The sequence below is a fragment of the Streptosporangium amethystogenes subsp. fukuiense genome (assembly GCF_042665875.1).
GTDB lineage: Bacteria > Actinomycetota > Actinomycetes > Streptosporangiales > Streptosporangiaceae > Streptosporangium > Streptosporangium fukuiense.
The window spans coordinates 471934-490368 of sequence record NZ_JBHTEE010000001.1 but is presented as its reverse complement, the minus strand read 5'-3'; the positions used below and the strand labels follow the sequence as shown (position 1 = coordinate 490368).

The window sequence follows — 18435 nt, the reverse complement described above, 5'->3', positions numbered from 1 at the left end:
TCAGCCGCTCTTGATCCGTCGGGTGATGGAGAAGTTGACGAGCGCCATGACCACGATGATCAGGCAGAGCGTCCAGGCGACCGCCGAGGCGTAGCCGAACTCGTAGAGGCCGAAGCCCTGCTCGTAGAGGTAGAGCCCGACCGTCTGGAACTGCCGGTCGGAACCGCCCGTCGGGTTGCCGGTCCCTGCCTGGAAGAGCAGCGGCTCAGCGATGATCTGGAAACCGCCGATGGTGGAGACGACGCCGGTGAAGATGATCGTCGGCCGGAGCATCGGGATGGTGATCCGCCAGAACTGGGTCCACTGGCCGGCCCCGTCGATGGTGGCGGCCTCGTAGAGGTGGCTGGGAACCGCCTGCATGGCCGCCAGGTAGATGAGGGCGTTGTAACCGGTCCATCGCCAGATGACGATCAGCGAGATCGCGATGTGCGAGCTGAGCGTCCCGGCCTGCCAGTCGACGGGGCCGAACCCGAACAGGCCCAGCGCCCAGTTGACCGCGCCGAAGTCACGGCCGAAGAGCTGGGCGAAGATGATGGTGACCGCGACGATCGAGGTGACGTTGGGCAACAGCACGCCCATCCGGAAGAACGTCCTGGCGCGCAGGCTGCGGTTGAGCATGTGCGCGACGACCAGGGCCACCAGCAACTGCGGGATCGTCGACAGCAGCCAGATGCTGACCGTGTTGAACAGCGCGTTCCAGAAATACCCGTCCTGGATCAGCGCGACGTAGTTCTCCGCCCCCACCCACTGCCTGGTCGACTCCAGCAGGTTCCAGTCCGTCATCGAGACGTAGGCGGTGTAGAGCAGCGGGAAGGCACCGAACACGCCGAACAGCAGGAAGAACGGCGCGATGTAGAGGTACGGCGAGCTCTTGACATCGAGCGTGTGGGCGAAGCGGCGCCATGGCCGCCCGGCGACGGGGGAAGGTCGTGGCCGCGGGGCGGCGGAGGTCATCGGGGTCTCGTTCCAGTCTCGGGGACTCGGGGGTCTCGTCACGGGCGGGGAGAGCCGCTGTGGGGGAAGGCGTGCACCCCGGGAGGGGGACGCCGGCGAGCCCTGACCGCCCACCGGCGTCCCGGCTCATTTGCTGATGCGCTCGACGTCGGTGAGCATCTGCTGCCAGGCCTGGTCGCCGTTCTGCTTGCCCTCCTCGACGCGGTTGATCGCGTCCCGGATGGCGGTCTGGATGTCACCGGCGCGCGGGCCCTGGTACTGCGGCTTGAGGTTGAGCGCCGCGGTAGTGAAGATCTTGCCGATCGGGGCGTCGTTGAAGAACTCGTGCTTCAGCCCGGTGACCTCGGGCTTCTGGTAGGTCTCCACCGTGGACGGCAGGATGCCGTGCTTGCCGAACACCTTGATCTGCTGCTCGGGCGCGGTGAGCCAGGCGATCAGCTCGACGGCCTCCTTGACGTGCTTGCCCTGGGCCGGGACGGTCAGGTAGGAGCCGCCCCAGTTCCCGCCGCCGCCGGGAATCGCGGCCACGTCCCACTTGCCGGCGAACTCCTTGGCCTGGTCCTGGATCTTGGCGAGCATCCAGGCGGGGCAGCCGACCGTGGCGAACTGGCTCTTGGCGAATCCGGTGTTCCACGCCGGGGAGCTGCCGACCAGCTTGGCCGACTCGCCGTCGGCCACGGCCCGCAGCACCTGGTCGTAGGCTTTGCGCACCTCGGGATTGCTCGCGACCACGACGTTGTCGGAGGTGTCGTAGTAGCCGACGGCGGCCTGGCCGACGATCGCGTTGAAGACCTGCGCGGCCCCGTCGAAGAACGCGGCGCCCTCCGGTTTGGTCGCGGTGTACTTCTTGCCCGCCTCGAAGTACGAGGCCCAGTCGGGCCAGAGCCTGGAGACCTCGTCGCGGTCGGTGGGCAGGCCGGCCTTCTCGAACAGATCGCGGCGATAGCACATGGCCAGGCCGCCGACGTCGGTGCCGTAGCCGATCTGCGCACCGGTCTTGGCGACGGACGCCTCCCACTTCCAGGGCAGCCAGCGGGCTTTGAGCTGCTCGGCGCCGTGCCGGTTGAGGTCGACGAAGTGCTGGGGTTGCCCGCGGAACCGGGCGATGAAGCCGGTGTCGATCCCCTCGACGTCGGCGGCGCCCTGCCCGGTGGCCAGGTGCGCGGCGAGGTTGCGATGGTGGTCGTTGTAGGCGGAGGTACGCTCAACGATCTTGATGTTCGGGTGGGCGGCCTCGTATTCGGTGTAGAGCTCCTTGAAGCCCATGTTGCCGAAGAGGTTGAGGGTCAGTGTGATCTTCTCGTCGCCCGAGGCGGCGGTGGAGGGGTCACCTTGCTGGGAAGCGCAGCCGGCGGCGAGCACTCCGGCGACCGCGATCGCCGCGATGACGCGCGACTTTTCCGATAACACAGGGAATCCTTCTTCCTGACAGAAGCGGGGGAAGGTCCCAGAGATACGAGGCGTGCGTGACCGCGGGCAACGAGCGGTGACCAGATTTCACATAATGTGGAACCTCTATGTCAAGTCACGGAAACATAACTCGAAATGATTTCCGGCGACGACCTGGACATCGGAAACGATCCGGGAATCACACCCCCGAGAAGGGGTTGACGAGATCGGGATCGAGGGCTACCTTCCCCTGTAACCGGTTACATGAAACCGGTTACAGAGGTGCGATACCGTACGATCGTGGCAACGATCAGAGACCTGGCCCGCCAGTGCGGCGTGTCGGTGGCGACAGTCTCCCGCGTGTTCAACAACCCCGAGGTGGTGACCCAGGAAACCCGTGACAACGTGCTGCGCGTCGCCGCGCGCATCGGCTACCTGCCGAACGAGTCCGCGCGGACCCTCGCCACGAAGAAGTCGTACATGGTCGGCCTCATCTGGGACACCGACCACCGGCGCCCCGGCTGGCGCCATCCCTTTCTCCAGGAAATCCTCATCGGCCTGAAAACCGCGCTGAGCGCGCGGGGATATCACCTTCTGATGCTCGCCACGAGCGACGAGGAGGACGGCCATCTCCGTGCCGCGAGAAGACACAATCTCGACGGCGTGGTGTTCATCGACAACGGCACCCGAGACCCCGCCCTCATCCGGCTCGCGGAGTCCGACGTGCCCTGTATCTCACTGGACCGCCCGGCCGCCGGCCCCCGGACGACGTACGTCATCTCCGACAACGCGGGGGGCGCGCGCCTCGCGGTGAACCACCTGCACGAGCAGGGCAGGCGGGCCATCGCGACGATCACCGGCCCCGGCCGCACCCGGCCCGGCGCCGAGCGGCTCACCGGATACCGTGACGCGCTCGCCGCACTCGGCCTGCCCGCGCGCGAGGAGTACGTCGTCGAGGGCGACTTCTACCTGACGGGAGGGCACTCGGCGATGCGGCGCCTGCTCGCGCTCGACGAGCGCCCCGACGCCGTCTTCGCCGCCGGCGACGAGATGGCGATCGGCGCCATCCGCGCCATCACCGAGGCCGGGCTCAAAGTCCCCGAGGACATCGCGGTGGTCGGCTTCGACGACATCGAACCAGCGGCGCTGCTCCAGCCCGGTCTGACCACCGTCGCCCAGGACAAGGCCGGGTTCGGCGTGGCCGCCGCCACCGCGCTGATCTCCATGATCAACGCCCCCGCCGCCGTATCGCCCGCCCCCAGTGTGCTGCCCACCACCCTGGTCGTCCGGGGCACGACGGCCCCGCGCCCGTGACTCCGGGCACCCGGGTGGGGTTACGAATGGGGTCATCTATGCATAGTTGATTATGGGGTGATACGTCTATTTCCTGTGACCCGACGATTCCACGAGCTCGACGCGCTCCGCGGCTTCGCGGTGTGCGGGATCATGCTGGTCAACACCTGGCAGCACACCCGCGACCACCTGAGGAACCCGGGCCAGAACGCGGTCGACTGGGTGATCGACAACCTGCTGCAGAGCAGGTTCTACCCGATCTTCTCCTTCCTGTTCGGGCTGAGCTTCGTCCTCTTCCTCCGCTCGGCGGCCGAGCGGACCGAGAGCCCCCGGGCCGTGCTGCTGCGCAGGCTGGCGGTGCTCGCGGCCCTGGGCGCGCTCCACCAGATCGTCAACCCCGGCGAGGTGCTCCTGCCGTACGCGATCTTCGGGGCGCTGGTCCTGCTGCCCGCCTCGTTCTTCCCGCAGCCCGCGGTGGTGCTGCTGGGCGTCGCCCTCACCGCCTGGGCGGTACACCAGGGCGGCGGGGTGATCCTCATCCCCGGGCTGTTCGTACTGGGCATGGCCATGATGGAGCGACCGCCGCCCGAGTGGCTGCTGCCGTTCGCGTTCGCGGCGAGCGTGGTGCTGGGCGTGGCGCTCACCTGGCTCTGGGTACGCATCGCGGGCGATCCCGTCCTCTTCAACCGGGCCGTCTACCCGGCCGCCGGGCTCGCCGCCGCCACGGCCTACTGCACCGGGCTGCTGCTTCTGCTGCGGACCCGGCTGCGTGACCCGCTGCTGGCGGCCCTGGCGCCGCTCGGCCGGATGGCGCTGACCAACTACCTGATGAGCACACCGGTCATCCTGCTCTTCCTGCCACTGCTCACCTCCGATGCGACCCGGCTGGCCGGTGTGGCGCTCTCGGTCGCCGTCCTGACGCTTCAGGTGCTGTTCAGCCGGGCGTGGCTGGCCAGATTCAGGTACGGACCGCTGGAATGGGCGTGGCGGAGCCTCACGTGGATGGAACGAGTGCCGAACCGACGGATAGGGTCACACCCGTGACGCGCATCGCCCTCTGCCAGATCCCGGTCTCGGAAGACCCCGCCGCCAACCTCGACCGTGCCCGCACGGCCCTCGGCGAGGCCGCCGCGGGCGGCGCCGAGCTGGCGATCCTTCCGGAGGCCACGCTCACCCGGTACGGCAGGAGAATCACCGACCTCGCCCAGCCGCTGGACGGACCGTTCGTCACCGGGCTGGCCGAAGCCGCACGGGAGCACGGTCTTTCGGTGATCGCGGGGGTGTTCGAGCCCGGTGATCACCGGGTCCACAACACCGCGGTCGCCATCGGCCCCACCGGCTCGATCGAGGCGGCCTACCGGAAGATCCACCTCTTCGACTCCTTCGGCGCCCGCGAGTCCGAGCTGGTCGCGCCGGGCGACACGCCGGTCGTGGTGGAGCTGGCCGGGCTCCGGGTGGGCCTGGTCACCTGCTACGACATCCGTTTCCCCGAACTGACCCGGGCCCTGGTGGACGCCGGGGCCGAGGTGTTCGCGGTGATCGCCGCGTGGGGTTCCGGGCCGATGAAGGAGGAGCACTGGACCACCCTCGTCAGGGCCCGGGCGATCGAGAACACCACCTGGGTCGCGGCCGTGGGCCAGGCGCCGAATCCGGAGGCCCGCGACAACTTCGGGATCGGACGGAGCATGCTGGTCGATCCAATGGGGGTGGTACGTACCGATATGGGCCCCGGACCCGGCGTACAGATATGCGAATTCGACTCCCAGATCACGATTGCCACCCGGAATGCCCTGCCGTGCCTGGAACACCGGCGACTCCGGGCCGGTGGATCGTAAAATGCCGACCGTGAGTGATCCACCTGGGCGTAGAACGCAGATGCAGAAGGTCATACCGCCTCGGCTGCTCGTGCCCTATCTGGCCGGCAGACGCACCGTGATCTCCGGGTACGTGTACCGGGTTCAGGACTGCGCGCGGCTGACCACCCCCGCTCAGCTCTTCGCCGGTCTCGACCTGGGGTTCGACGGCTCGGAACTGACCGCCACCGTCCCGGAGATCTATCTGATGCGCTGGTACGCCCGCGACATGGACGCCTACGTCGTGCCATACGGCCCGCACATGGGTGGTGACTGGAACGATTCACCGCCCTTCGCCGGGAACGGCTTCACCACCTCGCGGGATCACGTCGTGCCGCAGTTCCACACCACGCCCATGCCGATCCCCGCCGGGGCCGAGATCATCCACGTGACCGACGGCGAGGAGCGCCTCTTCGGCCGCTACGACGGCCTGAGCTGGCGGCCCGCCTCATGAGCGCCGAGATCGAGCCGGTCGCCTCGGGGTTCGCCGCCCACTACTCCGGCCGGACGTACGCCGCCGCCCTCGGCCCGGGTGCCACCGAGGTGGTGCTGTTCAACGAGCAGGCCCAGAAGGGCTTCGAGGCGGCCTCCGGCTACTGGCGGCTGGTCGTCGCGCGCGAGGACCTCGACTGGCTGGTACTGGTCCGCACCGTCGGGGCGTTCGGCGGCGAGCCCTGCCTGGTCCTCGACGTCTCCGAGGAGAACGGCGAGGAGAGCCTGCACATCGCCTACACCGGGCACAGCGGGGTGAAGGCCGAGGCCCTGGGCTACTGGATGGTCGACCACGGGGCGTACGAGGTGGTCGTCCCCCGCGACGAGGTCTTCTCCGTACGGATCGAGCGCCTGCCGGTCTCGCTCACCCCGGCGATCTCGGAGCCGTGACCTCCCCGCGTGCCTGACGCCCGCCTGAGGGCTCCCAGGTGACTGTCAGGCCCGGAGACCCGCCGCCGCCCGCTCAGCCCACGCCGAGCCGGCGGTAGCGGGAGAGCCTGGCTGCGAGGCGGTCCGCGGGAGGCTGCCCCAGCAGGGTCGCGATCTCGTACTCCAGTGCCCGCGAGACCCGGCGGCAGAACGCCTCCGGCTCGTAGGCGGCGTCGGGGAACTCCGGGATGATCCGGTCGACGAGGCCGTCCCGGCGCAGGTCCGTGGATCTCACCCCCTGGGCCTCGGCGATCTCCGGGGCGAAGTCGACACTCCGGTACAGCAGCGCCGACGCCCCCTCCGGGGAGAGCGGCGACAGCCAGCCGTGCTGGGCGCAGAGCACCCGGTCGGCGGGGAGCAGCGCGAGGGCGGCGCCGCCCGCGCCCTCCCCCAGCAGCAGGCAGACGGTCGGGGCGTCGAGCATCACCAGGTCGGCCACGGAGTGGGCGATCTCGGCTGCCAGGCCGCCCTCCTCCGCCGCCCTGGAGAGCGCGGCCCCGGCGGTGTCGATCACGGTGACCAGCGGCAACCCCAGCTCGGAGGCCAGGCGCATCCCCCTCCTGGCGACCCGGAGCCCGGCCGGGCCGAGCGGGGCGTCGATCCGCTGGCCCCGCCGGTCCTGGCCGAGCACGACCGCGGGGACCTCGCCGAACCTGGCCAGGGCGAGGATCAGCCCGGGGTCGTGCTCGCCCACACCGGTGCCGTTGAGCGGGGTGGCCTCGGCGGCTCCGAGTTTGAGCAGCGCCCGCACACCGGGGCGGTCGTCGCGGCGGGAGCGGCTGATCGCGTCCCACGCCTGGACCACCGGGATCCACTCGTCCGGCTCGGGGCCCGGATCCAACCCCTCACGGGGGGCGCACAGCACGGCGAGCACCCGCGTGGCGACCCGCCGGGCGTCCTCGGCCGACACCACGGCGTCGACCAGACCGTGGGCGAAGAGGTTCTCGGCGACCTGGACACCCTCGGGAAACGGGTAGCCGTGCAGCGCCTCGAACACCCTCGGCCCCAGAAACCCGATCAGCGCGCCCGGCTCGGCCGCGGTGACGTGCCCCAGCGAGCCCCAGGAGGCGAAGACCCCACCGGTGGTGGGATGGCGCAGGTAGACGACGTACGGCAGGCCCGCGGCGCGGTGCGCGGCCACGGCGGCGGTGACCTTCACCATCTGGACGAAGGCCACCGCGCCCTCCTGCATCCGGGTGCCGCCCGAGGCGGGGGCCGCCAGCAGCGGGAGCCGCTCGGCGGTGGCCCGCTCGATCGCGGCGGTGAGCCGTTCGGCGGCGGCCACCCCGATCGAGCCGGCCAGGAAGGAGAACTCGCACGCGACGATCGCCACCCGGCGCCCGTCGAGCAGGCCCTCCCCGGAGACCACCGCCTCGTCGTATCCCGTCCTGGCCCGGATCGCGGCCAGTTCCTCGGCGTACCCCGAGCCGGGCAGGGAGGGATCGGCGGGCGGCTCGTCCCACGAGAGCCAGGTCCCGGGGTCCAAGAAGGTGTCGATCAGGGTCCGCGCGTCGGGTCGCGCCTGGCTCATATCCGCGCTCCGTGAGGGATCCGCCTGCCTGTCAACGCTCACGCTCCCTCAGCCAGGCGAGGACCTCGTCGTTGTGCTCGCCGAGGGCTGGCGGGGCGGTATGGCGCATGGGAAGGTCGCCGTCGAAGCGGAGCGGCGGCCCCGGCAGCTCGATGGTGCCGAGCACGGGGTGGTCGACCTCGACGACCAGCCCCTGGGAACGGGTCTGCTCCCAGGCGTAGACCTCGTCGATGGACCTGATCGCCCCGGCGGGCACCCCGGCCTCGCCGAGCGCGGCCAGCCAGTGCTCCCTGTCGTGCTTGGTGAGCCTCCGCTCCATGTCCGCGATCAGCTCATCCCGATGCGCAAATCTTTCCCTGTTCGTGGCATATTTCGCGATATCTGGATCTATCTCCAGCAGGGCGGCGACCTTGCGCCACTGCGCGTCGTTCGCCACCGCGATCTGGATCATCCCGTCGGCGCAGTGGAAGGCCCCGTACGGGGCGATGGAGGCGTGGTGGTTACCGTTGGCGACGGGCACCTGGCCGCCGACGGTCCAGGCCGTGCCGTGGTAGGAGTGCACCCCGGTCACCGCGGCCAGCAGCGAGGTCCGCACGACCTTGCCCCGCCCGGTCCGCTCCCGCTCGTACAGCGCGGCCAGCACGCCGTAGGCGCCGTGGATGCCGCCGAGCAGGTCCGCGATCGAGGCGCCCACCCGGTACGGCTCGTCGGCCGACGGGCCGGTCAGGCTCATCAGCCCGGCCTCGCCCTGCGCGATCTGGTCGTACCCCGGCCTGCCGCCCTCCGGGCCGTCATGGCCGAAGCCGGTGATCGACAGGATGACCAGGCGGGGGTTGAGCTCGTGCAGCCGCTCGACGGGGAAGCCCAGCCGGTCCAGCACGCCGGTGCGGAAGTTCTCCACCAGCACGTCGCTCTGCCGCACCAGGCGCTCGATCAGCGCCTTGCCCTCGGCGGACTTGAGATCGAGGGCGATCGACTGCTTGTTCCGGTTGGCCGCCAGGAAATACGTTGAAATATCACCTTCAGGACCCACGAAGGGCGGGCCCCAGCCCCGGGACTCGTCACCTCCCCCGGGATGCTCCACCTTGATCACCCGGGCACCCAGATCGCCGAGCATCTGCGTGGCGTGCGGACCCGCGAGCGCACGAGAGAGATCGAGGACGACGATGTCGCCGAGTGCTCCCTGCAAGATCAACCTCCGATGCGTGGCGGCCGGACCCGGCCGGAGGAGCGCTTCCCCCGTTCCCGGCCCGCTTGCCGTGAGACTGGCACGATACCCGGACGAGGGAATCCCATGATCTCCCATACCGCCGTCCGGCGAGACGATCGGGGTGAGGTTATGAGGAAAACGCCGGGCCGGAACGGAGCGCTACCGTGTCCGCGTCCCCCGCAGGTGGCCCACCTCGTTGAAGATCTCGGACCTGGACCCGCGCCACACCGAGACCGAGGCGTTGCCGACCGGTGCGAACGCCTCGACGGAGGCGATCGGGATGCCCTCGATCACGTGCTTGAGCATCAGCACGACGGAGTCGTGCGCGACGATGAGAACCCGGCGCCCGGCATGCCCGGCACGCAGTTCCTCATGCACCTCACGTACCCGGTCGGCGACATCCTGGAAGCTTTCCCCCTCCGGCGGCCGGAAACCGCCGTACAGACGAGCCACCAGGTTCTCCGATTCACCGGGAAACCTCTCCCTGAGCGCGATCGGGTTCATCCCCGACCAACGCCCCATGTCACAGTCCCCGAGTCTCGGCTCCAACCGGACCTCGGGGGCGGCGCCCAGCTCGGCCGCGGCCAGCTCCCAGGTCTGCACCGCCCTGCGGTACGGCGAGCACAGGACGAGGTCGGGCGGATCCCCGACCGCCAGACGCCGCCCCAGCCCGGTGGCCTGCTCCCTGCCCAGCGGGGTCAACGAGACGTCCCGGTCCCGGCCTTCCAGGACGACCGCCCTCTCGGTGCGGAGAGCCTCCTCGAAGGCCACGTTGGACTCGCTCTGACCATGCCGCACCGCAGTGATCACCAAGGTCATGCCTACAGGAAAACGCCTTCTCCTCCCCTGCGCAAGACCGGCTGATCCGGCGAACCGGCCGCCCGGCCCACAGGCCGCGGCGACGGCCCGCCGGAGCCGGAACATTCGAGAACCCACCGCGCCCCGTCCCCGGGCGAAGGTCGGCTCCGAAGAACCCCGCGATGCCCGGCGGCGAACGAGCGGACATGAGACGAGCCGGGGCCCGCACCCCGAAAGGTGCGGGCCCCGGCCCTCGCCGTGCTGGTGCTACGTCAGACCGGAACGATGTTCTCGGCCTGCGGGCCCTTCTGGCCCTGCGTGACGTCGAAGGAGACCTTCTGGCCCTCCTGCAGCTCACGGTAGCCCTGGGTGGCGATGTTGGAGTAGTGAGCGAAGACGTCGGCGCCGCCGCCGTCCTGCTCGATGAAGCCGAAGCCCTTTTCCGAGTTGAACCACTTCACGGTTCCCGTAGCCATGACTTTCTCCTTTGATAGGGGGCAGAGCCGGAATCCGCACCGCGCGGATCCCGCGTCGCCGCGATGAGCCCATCCGGAGATGACCGGGAAAACAAAAATGCACCTGAAGGTCATCCGTCAGGTGCACACAGAGTTTCATGGGTACCACAACCGCAACTGCTTCCAGATTAGCACCTCCACGGCCCGGCACACCCACTCCTCACCCCCTCTGCTCCGGCGGGCCGCCGGAGCAGGGGGAAGGCGATCACCGGTACGGGCCGGCCATGATCCTCAGGCCGCCGTAGCGGCTCCCGGTCGACCCGATACGGACCGTGAGGCGAGGCCGAGGGGTGACCGCCGGAGGTGACAGCCCGGCCTCGCCTCTGCCGGGGCTCCCGATGCGGGCGGTACCCGAGGAGGACACCCGCTCGGCTACACGAGATCCACCTCCGCGTACGGCAGGCCACCGGACAGGGACGGGAAGCCGGGGCCCCGGTCGAAGAAGGGCGCGTCGGCGACCAGGGCGCGGAGTTCCGCGCGGCGGATCCCGGTGGCCTCGGTGTCCACCTGAGGGTCGTCCTGCGAGCCGGACAGGATGACCCCGTAGTCGTCGCGGGCGCCGTCCGGCGAGACCTTGCCGTCGCGGACGTCGGCGGCCACCAGGGCGGGGTCGCGGTCCAGCGGAGAACCCCAGCCGCCACCACCGGTGGTGCGGACCCGGATGATCTCGCCGGCGCGGACCGGCGAGTCGTCCACCAGGCCCTCCATCTCCCTCCCGTCGATCTCCACGACGAAGGGTTTCCCGGCCCGGCCGCCGTTCACCCCCCAGCACGACAGGATCGAGCGGTCGGCGATGGACATGAACGAGGCGTCGCGGAGCATCCGCAGGTGCTTGTCGTAGCCGAGACCGCCCCGGTAGAGGCCGGGGCCACCGGAGTCGCGGGCCAGGCCGAGCCGCTCGACCCGGAAGGGCCAGCGGGACTCGGCGAACTCGACCGGGATGTTGCGCGAGTCGGGCACCACGTGGATGGTGTCCTCCCCGTCCGCGTACCACCGGCCGCCCGAGCCGCCGCCGAGGACCTCGCGCATCAGGTACGGGGTGCCGTCCAGGCCGTCGCCGTAGACGCCGGTGTAGCGGATGGTCTCCTGGTCGGCGGGCATCCGGCCGCCGGTCGCCTTGGCCAGCACCCCGGCCAGCACCCCCAGCAGACGCAGGATCACGAAGGTACGGGCGTTGGTGGGGGCCGGGAAGATGGGGGTGAGCAGGGTGCCCTTCTGGGGGAATCGCATCTCGATGAGGGGCACGACGCCCTCGTTGACGTCCAGTTCGGCCATCCGCTCGGGGGTGTCGGCCAGGTTGCGCAGGATCGGCGCCAGCCACTTCTTCAGGAAGACCCCGTCGGCGTAGTCGCCCGCGTGGTTGATCGGCCCCTTGGCCTGCGGTGAGGTGCCGGTGAAGTCGATCACCAGCGGCACCGGCGCGGAGTGGTCGACGGTGAGGGTCATCCGCTGGGTGTGCAGGCGGGGGGAATCCACACCGTCGTGCTCGGCGTAGTCCTCCCACACATGGGTGCCCTCGGGAATCTTGGCCAGCAGTTCCCTGCGGAACGTCTCGGTGGTGTTGGAGATGATCGCGTCGAAGCACGCCTCGACCGCCTCGCGCCCGTACCGGTCGAACAGCTCGCCCAGCCGCCGCGCGCCCATCAGGCAGGCCGAGCACTCGGCGTCCAGGTCTCCGGCCAGCGAGTCGGGCATCCGCGAGTTGCGGGTCATGATGGTGAGCGCCGCCCGGTTGGGCACGCCCTCGTCCCAGAGCTTGATCGGCGGGACCATCAGCCCCTCCTCGAACACGCTGCGCGCGTTGCTCGGCATCGAGCCGGGCACGCCCCCGCCGATGTCGTCGTGGTGGCCGAACGCCTGCACGAAGGCGACGACCTCCCCGCCGTGGAAGACCGGGACCGTCACGCACAGGTCGGGCAGGTGCCCGATGCCCCCCTCGGACAGGTAGACGTCGTTGTGGAAGAACACGTCGCCGGGCTTCATCTCGGCGATCGGGAAGTCCCTGACGATCGGCTGGACCAGCGCCGAGTAGGACCTGCCGGTCAGCTTGCGCAGCCGTACGTCGTGGATGCCCGCGCGGAAGTCGTGCGCGTCGCGGATCATGGGCGAGCGGGCGGTGCGCGCGATGGCCGTCTCGACCTCCATCTCCACGGACGCGAGCGTCCCCTCGACGATCTCCACCAGCACCGGGTCGGCGGCGCTCGTCGATTCAGCCGTTGTCCGCCGCACGGCGCACCTCCAGGTTTCCGAACTCGTCCATGGTCGCGGTGAAGCCGGGGTGGACCGGCAACGTGGAGCCGTACTCCTCGATGACCGCGGGACCGCTGATCTCCGCTCCGGCCGCCAGGTCGGCGCGGCGGTGGATCGGGGTACTGCCCCAATCGTCGTAACAGACCTCGCGGAAGGTGACCGGCTCGGGCCGGCTCGTACCGTGCGGCCGGCGTCCGATGGCGGGGCGGGTGATCGGGCCGATGCCGGAGACCCGGAGGTTGACCCACTCGACGCCGTGCCGGGGGTCGTCGCGGTAGCCGTACCCGTAGAGCTTGTGGTGCTCGGTGTGGAAGCGGTCCAGCACCTCGGCCTGCCACGCCTCGTCCAGCGGTCCGGCCGGGGCCGTCACCCTGACCTCGTAGGCCTGGCCGAAGTAGCGCAGGTCGGCGCTGCGCGCGTAGACGTGCGCCTCTGCCGCGAAGCCCTCGCGGTCCAGGGCGGAGGCCGCCTGTCCCTCCAGCTCACCGAAGATCTCCGAGGCGGCCGCGAGCGAGAGGTCGCGGGTGACGAAGGTGCGCACGTAGTCGTTCTTGACGTCCACGGTGAGCAGCCCGAACGCCGAGACGTTGCCCGGGTCGGGCGGGACGATCACCGAGGGCAGGCCGAGGATGTCGATGAGCCGGCAGACCAGCAGCGGTCCTGAGCCGCCGAAGGCGACCATGGGGAAGTCGCGCACGTCCAGGCCACGCTTGACGGTGATCTGGCGGATGGCGTTCGACTGGTTGAAGGCGCTGATCTCCAGGATGCCCGCCGCGGTCCGTTCGGGAGTCAGTCCGATCTTGCCCGCGAGCGCCTCGATCCCCTGCCGGGCGGCGTCGGCGTCGAGCGGGATCTCCCCGCCGAGCAGGTGTGCCGGAACCCGGCCGAGGAAGACGTGCGCGTCGGTGACGGTGACCTCGGTGCCGCCCCGGCCGTAGCAGAGCGGTCCCGGGTCGGCCCCCGCGGACTTGGGCCCGACCTTCAGCGTGCCCTCCGGCGAGATCCACGCGACGGAGCCGCCGCCCGCGCCGACGGTCACGATGTCGATCATCGGGATCTTGCAGGGGTAGCGGCCGATGCTGCCCTCGGTGGTCAGCGACGGCTCCCCGTCGACGACCACCGCGACGTCGGTCGAGGTGCCGCCGCCGTCCAGGGTGATCACCGAGGGGTGCCCGGCGGTGGCGGCGATCAGTGCGGCGCCGAGCGCGCCCGCGGCCGGTCCGGAGAGCACCGTGGTGATCGGCTGGTGCACCACCTCGGCCGCGGAGAGTACGCCGCCGTTGCTCTTCATGACGGAGAACGGCAGTCCCTCGCCCGTACCCGCGGCGCTCGTCTCCAGACGCTGGGCCAGGTTGGCGATATAGCGGCGCATCGTCGGTTTGACCGCGGCGTCGACCAGCGTGGTGACCGAGCGCTCGTACTCGCGGTACTCGCGCAGCACGTCGCACGAGATCGAGACGACGGCATCCGGGTGCTCCCGTTCCAGGACCTCCCGCATGCGCACCTCGTGGGCGGGATTGGCGTACGAGTGCAGGAAGCAGACGCCGATCGCGGTGATGCCGCGGTCACGGAACCACCGGGCCACCTCGACGGCCTGCTCCTCGTCGAACGGCCGCACCTCGGCCCCGGTGTGGTCCAGGCGCCCGCCGACGGTCCTGACCCGGTGCACCGGGACGATGCGGGGCGGCTTCACCCAGAAGTAGGAGTTGCCGTAGCCGTCGGGCACGCTCTGACGGGCGATCTCCAGGATGAACTCGAAGCCCTCGGTGGTGACGAAACCCAGGTCGGCGATCCGGTCCTCAAGGAGCTGGTTGGTGGCGACCGTGGTGCCGTGCACCACCGCCGACACGGCTTCCAGGGTCACCTCCTCGGCCCCGGCCGCCTTTCTGAGGACCTTCCGTACCCCCTCCATGAACCCGTCGGCGGGGTTGGCGGGGGTGGAGGGAGTCTTGGTCGTGGTGATCTCACCGGTCTGCTCGTCCACCGCGACCACGTCTGTGAACGTGCCCCCGGTGTCGACCCCGATACGGACGCTGCGCATGCCCCCGTGTCTACCCAGTCCCGGCGAATCCGCAAATCGGCGGACCCTGCCGAAGCTACGGCCGATCCTTGGGCAGTGTTGGCGGGAGCGGAGGGGCGGGTACCGGCGGACGGCCGTGGCCGCAGGGGCCGGACCCGGCCGCGGAGACGCGAAAGGCCGGCCCTGCCGGAGGGTGTCCGGAGGCCGGCCCGCCGCGGATCCGCGGTGCCCGTCCTAGCGGCGCCGGGGACCCATGGTGGTGTTGATCACCGAGTCGGCGTCATGCGCGTGGACCTTGGCGGCGAGGCGGATGGCGATCTCGTTCGTACGGCGCAGCTCGGCCTCGACCCTGTCCTTGCCGGACTGGCCGATCTGCACGCCGAAGTAGGCGCCGATGATCGCGCCCGAGACGCCGACGAGCCCGGCGAACGGCGCGGTCGTGTCGCCCCCGCGAAGCGTGATCACCGCGAAGCCGATCAGGATGACCACGAGCCCCACGATGACGACGTAGAACCCGTACCGCCAGCGAGCCGCCTCGGCCTGGGCGGCGACGGCCTCGTCCTCGCTCATCATCGCCGCGAGCGCCACCGGTATCTCCGCGGTCTCCGCGGAGGGGCCGGAGGTCAGGGTGGCCGGGGTCTTGCCGAGGGGTGGAGCGGTCTTGTTGGTGGTCGTCACTGGTTCTCCCACTTTCCGATATGCCAAAGGGAATCTCCCACGCTTTTCACGGTCAAGCCAAGTCAAGCCCAGTCAGGCTATGTCAGCCAGGGACAACCCACTTCTACCAGCACATCTTCCCTCCAAACCCCTCGCTCGCAGACCGCCACCTCTCAGGCGGACACCCAAGGATGGACCGTTACAAAACATGAAAATCACGATCTGCGTTCGGAACACGGAAACCATGATCGGATGCGGTAGAAGACTTTCATCACCTCCCCCTCTCTCCCGAGGTATCCGTGACAAAGCTCTTCCGGCTTCTCGTGGCCCCGCTGTCCGCCGCCCTCCTCCTCACCGCCTTCTCGACCCCTGCCCGCGCCGACACCGACCCTCTGCTCGCCGCCCAGTGGCAGATCGCCTGGGACACCCACAGGTTCTACGAGTGCCTGGCCGCCCCCCTGCCGACAACGGGAAGGAAGCAGGTCAGGCGTGACGTCTCCATCGAGATCAACGCCCCGGTGGAGCACGTGTTCGACGCCTACTCCGATATCGACAACCATCTGGGCATGCACTCGTTCCTGAAGCGGGTCGTCACGCACGCGGATTGGCACGAACCAGGAACGCGCTACGTCAACTTCACCGCGGTCGAGGAGATCCCGGTCGCCGGGCTGCCGGTCACCAGCGACACGCACGCGCAGCAGCGCGTCCACCGCGACGACCTCTACTACGAGACCGACACCTGGACGCTGCCGAACGTCGTCACACATCAGAAGATCGTCTTCACCGACCTGGGCGACGGGCGGACGCGGGTCACCGAACACCTCACCTTCGAGGCGAGCATCCTGCTCATCGACTTCACCGTGACCAACGGCGTCTCCTCCCACCAGGCGACGCAGGCGGGCCTGAAGGCGGCGATCGAGAGCGGCCTGCTCTGACCCGCCGCCCGACGGGGCTCTCCCGCCGGGCGAGCCCCGTCGCCCCCCGGTACCGCGGGGGTCGCACGGCCAACGAAAGCGACAAACCGGTCACCAGGGGTGGAGATCGCCGACCACGTCAGAAGTACTAGGCTGGCGCCCCGTGACCGAAACGTCTGCCCTCTCCGCCGTTCCCACCGTCTCCCGGGACGGAGTGCTGCGCTTCTACTTCGGCCCGATGGACTGCGGCAAGTCCACACTGGCCCTGCAGATGAACTACAACCACGGCCGCCAGGGCAGGCGCGGCCTGGTGCTCACCAAACACGACCGCTCGGGCAGCGCGCAGGTCACCAGCCGGATCGGCCTGGGCAGCGAGGCCGTCGAGGTCGACGACGACCTGGATCTGGTGGCCCTGGTCCGCGCGCACCAGCCCATCGACTACGTCATCTGCGACGAGGCGTGCTTCTACACGGTCGCCCAGATCGAGCAGCTCGCCGACCTGACCGACGACTACGGCATCGACGTCTACGCCTTCGGCCTGGCATCGGACTTCCGCTCGCGGATGTTCCCCGCCGCCCAGCGACTCTTCGAGCTGGCCGACGAGATCAACCGCCTCCAGGTCGAGGTGCTGTGCTGGTGCGGGCGCCCCGGGCGCCTGAACGCCCGGGTGGTCGGCGGCAACATGACCCGTACCGGCGAGCAGGTGGTCATCGGCGACACCGGCGCCGCTCCGATCCGCTACCAGGTCCTGTGCCGCCGCCACCACCGCTCCGGCGAGCTCGGCTGACCTCCCGCGCGGGCCCGGCACCGTCAGACGGCACCGTCGGACGGCGCGGTCAGACGGCGCAGTAACCCTCGTCGTCGCAGGCGTCCCCGCCGGACTGGGCGGCCTTGACCGCCCTGGCGGCCGGTGACCGCCCGGTGCGCTCGGCGACCTCTTCCAGGGCGGCGAGCAGGGTGTCCTCGGGCTGGGCGCCGGAGACGGCGAACTGGCCCTCGAACAGGAAGAGCGGCACCGAACTGACGCCGATGGCACGGGCCCGGGCCAGTTCCTCCCGCACCGCCGCCACGCCGTCCGCACCGTCGAGGTCGGCCCGTACGCCGAGCTCGCCGGCCAGCCTGGCGAGCACCTCGCGCGAGCCGACGTCGAGACCGTCGGTGAAGTGGGCCCGGAAGAGCGCGTACAGCGCCTCCTCTCCCTTGCCCTGCTCTCCGGCGAGCCGGATGAGGCGGTGCGCGTCGAAGGTGTTGGCCTGGATCGCGTGGTCGAAGTCCAGCACCAGCCCGTCCTCCGCGGCGACCCCGCCCACTCTCCCGAACATCTGCGCGGCCCGCTCGGCCCCGCCGAACTTCTTCGCGGCCCAGGTGAGCGTGAGCTCGCCGTTGGACTTCGCGTCCGGCATGAGCTGGAACGGCCTGAACTCGACCTCCACCTCCCCGCCCTTGGCCCGGTAGCGCTCGACGGCGCGGGCGAAGCGGGCATGGCCGATGTAGCACCAGGGACAGACGATGTCTGAGTAGATTTCAACCTTCACGTACCGCTGCAACCGGTGCGGAGGGCCGCTCATTCCGCGATGTCGCCCGCGGCGCCCGGTGAGGCGGAACCGGTCAGTACGGCAGCCGCCTGCCCGCCGGAGTCCGCAGGTCCAGGGTGAGCCGAGCAGCGGAACGCGACCGCTTGCGGAGGTGGATCCGGCGCGTCGTCACCCGACCTTCTCGGGCCGCCGGTCGCCGGTCGGCCGCCACGCCATGGGCGCCGGGACCGGGACGGAAAAGAGCCGCCGGGGCGCCGTCCCCCGGCGAGGGGACTCCTCGGCGGCCACGGGGGAGGCTGGAGCGGCGAACGCTCTCATGCCGCCCCAACGCAGTGGCTGTGGTGGGCGGGAATGCCGCGATGGGCGGGAATGCTACGTCCGTCGGGCATAAGCTCCCCGGTGTCCTCGAAGACCACCACGCCGTTGCAGAGCAGCCCCCACCCCTGCTCCGGGTGAGAGACCACGAGACGCGCCGCCTCATGGTCAAAAGCGTCCGCGGACGGACAGGGGGGTATGTGCTGGCACACGATCTTGCTCCGATCTTGATTGGCTGAGGGAAGGACTCCCCGCTCGGAGGGAGACGGCGCGGACGACC

18 protein-coding genes are annotated in these 18435 nt (G+C 70.0%); 7 read left to right on the top strand and 11 right to left on the bottom strand.

What is annotated here, in order from left to right:
* Nucleotides 1–954 carry a carbohydrate ABC transporter permease gene (locus tag ACFQVD_RS02205; protein ID WP_343967292.1) on the bottom strand — a complete coding sequence of 318 codons (954 nt, stop codon included), beginning with the start codon at nucleotides 952–954 and terminating at the stop codon, nucleotides 1–3.
* Between the two features lie 126 nt (nucleotides 955–1080).
* Nucleotides 1081–2364 (bottom strand): ABC transporter substrate-binding protein, encoded by a 1284-nt coding sequence (locus ACFQVD_RS02200; RefSeq protein ID WP_343967294.1) that lies wholly within the window; start codon nucleotides 2362–2364, stop codon nucleotides 1081–1083.
* 279 nt (nucleotides 2365–2643) lie between these two features.
* Here ACFQVD_RS02200 and ACFQVD_RS02195 point away from each other — a divergent pair, with 279 nt between their 5' ends.
* From ACFQVD_RS02195 to ACFQVD_RS02175, 5 genes are all read left to right on the top strand, one after another.
* Complete coding sequence (locus ACFQVD_RS02195; RefSeq protein ID WP_343967296.1) at nucleotides 2644–3657, top strand: LacI family DNA-binding transcriptional regulator; 1014 nt, start codon at nucleotides 2644–2646, stop codon at nucleotides 3655–3657.
* Between the two features lie 75 nt (nucleotides 3658–3732).
* Nucleotides 3733–4680, top strand: coding sequence for a DUF418 domain-containing protein (locus tag ACFQVD_RS02190; RefSeq protein ID WP_343967298.1), 948 nt, complete (start codon nucleotides 3733–3735; stop codon nucleotides 4678–4680).
* On the top strand, nucleotides 4677–5471 hold the full coding sequence (locus tag ACFQVD_RS02185; protein ID WP_343967300.1) for a carbon-nitrogen hydrolase family protein: 795 nt from the start codon (nucleotides 4677–4679) through the stop codon (nucleotides 5469–5471). Before ACFQVD_RS02190 ends, ACFQVD_RS02185 begins: the two co-directional genes overlap by 4 nt.
* Before the next feature lie 10 nt (nucleotides 5472–5481).
* On the top strand, nucleotides 5482–5943 hold the full coding sequence (locus ACFQVD_RS02180) for a hypothetical protein (protein ID WP_245651881.1): 462 nt from the start codon (nucleotides 5482–5484) through the stop codon (nucleotides 5941–5943).
* Nucleotides 5940–6371 (top strand): hypothetical protein, encoded by a 432-nt coding sequence (locus tag ACFQVD_RS02175; RefSeq protein ID WP_343967304.1) that lies wholly within the window; start codon nucleotides 5940–5942, stop codon nucleotides 6369–6371. The genes ACFQVD_RS02180 and ACFQVD_RS02175 overlap by 4 nt, the downstream gene beginning before the upstream one ends.
* A 73-nt stretch (nucleotides 6372–6444) precedes the next feature.
* Here the strand turns inward: ACFQVD_RS02175 and ACFQVD_RS02170 are convergent, their stop codons facing one another.
* The 7 genes from ACFQVD_RS02170 to ACFQVD_RS02140 all read right to left on the bottom strand — a co-directional run bounded on the left by ACFQVD_RS02170 (nucleotide 6445) and on the right by ACFQVD_RS02140 (nucleotide 15412).
* On the bottom strand, nucleotides 6445–7941 hold the full coding sequence (locus tag ACFQVD_RS02170) for a carboxyl transferase domain-containing protein (protein WP_343967306.1): 1497 nt from the start codon (nucleotides 7939–7941) through the stop codon (nucleotides 6445–6447).
* 31 nt (nucleotides 7942–7972) lie between these two features.
* Complete coding sequence (locus tag ACFQVD_RS02165) at nucleotides 7973–9130, bottom strand: CaiB/BaiF CoA transferase family protein (RefSeq protein ID WP_343967308.1); 1158 nt, start codon at nucleotides 9128–9130, stop codon at nucleotides 7973–7975.
* 180 nt (nucleotides 9131–9310) lie between these two features.
* Complete coding sequence (locus ACFQVD_RS02160; protein WP_343967310.1) at nucleotides 9311–9970, bottom strand: histidine phosphatase family protein; 660 nt, start codon at nucleotides 9968–9970, stop codon at nucleotides 9311–9313.
* A gap of 251 nt (nucleotides 9971–10221) precedes the next feature.
* Complete coding sequence (locus tag ACFQVD_RS02155; RefSeq protein WP_343967313.1) at nucleotides 10222–10425, bottom strand: cold-shock protein; 204 nt, start codon at nucleotides 10423–10425, stop codon at nucleotides 10222–10224.
* A 411-nt stretch (nucleotides 10426–10836) separates the two neighbouring features.
* Nucleotides 10837–12693 carry a hydantoinase B/oxoprolinase family protein gene (locus ACFQVD_RS02150; RefSeq protein WP_343967315.1) on the bottom strand — a complete coding sequence of 619 codons (1857 nt, stop codon included), beginning with the start codon at nucleotides 12691–12693 and terminating at the stop codon, nucleotides 10837–10839.
* On the bottom strand, nucleotides 12674–14755 hold the full coding sequence (locus ACFQVD_RS02145) for a hydantoinase/oxoprolinase family protein (protein WP_343967317.1): 2082 nt from the start codon (nucleotides 14753–14755) through the stop codon (nucleotides 12674–12676). Before ACFQVD_RS02145 ends, ACFQVD_RS02150 begins: the two co-directional genes overlap by 20 nt.
* Nucleotides 14756–14968: 213 nt before the next feature.
* A complete protein-coding gene (locus tag ACFQVD_RS02140) occupies nucleotides 14969–15412 on the bottom strand; it encodes a hypothetical protein (protein WP_343967319.1) in 444 nt (147 codons plus the stop codon).
* 278 nt (nucleotides 15413–15690) lie between these two features.
* Between ACFQVD_RS02140 and ACFQVD_RS02135 the strand changes: the two genes are divergently transcribed.
* The gene (locus tag ACFQVD_RS02135; RefSeq protein WP_343967321.1) at nucleotides 15691–16326 is read left to right on the top strand and encodes an SRPBCC family protein; all 636 of its coding nucleotides are present in this window, start codon (nucleotides 15691–15693) and stop codon (nucleotides 16324–16326) included.
* A 142-nt stretch (nucleotides 16327–16468) separates the two neighbouring features.
* A complete protein-coding gene (locus ACFQVD_RS02130; protein WP_343967323.1) occupies nucleotides 16469–17092 on the top strand; it encodes a thymidine kinase in 624 nt (207 codons plus the stop codon).
* 49 nt (nucleotides 17093–17141) lie between these two features.
* Here ACFQVD_RS02130 and ACFQVD_RS02125 read toward each other — a convergent pair whose 3' ends face one another.
* Both ACFQVD_RS02125 and ACFQVD_RS02120 read right to left on the bottom strand, forming a co-directional pair.
* Entirely contained in the window at nucleotides 17142–17873 is a 732-nt protein-coding gene (locus tag ACFQVD_RS02125) for a DsbA family oxidoreductase (protein WP_343967325.1), read from the bottom strand.
* 281 nt (nucleotides 17874–18154) lie between these two features.
* A complete protein-coding gene (locus tag ACFQVD_RS02120) occupies nucleotides 18155–18367 on the bottom strand; it encodes a DUF5999 family protein (RefSeq protein ID WP_343967327.1) in 213 nt (70 codons plus the stop codon).
* Nucleotides 18368–18435: the final 68 nt, after the last annotated feature.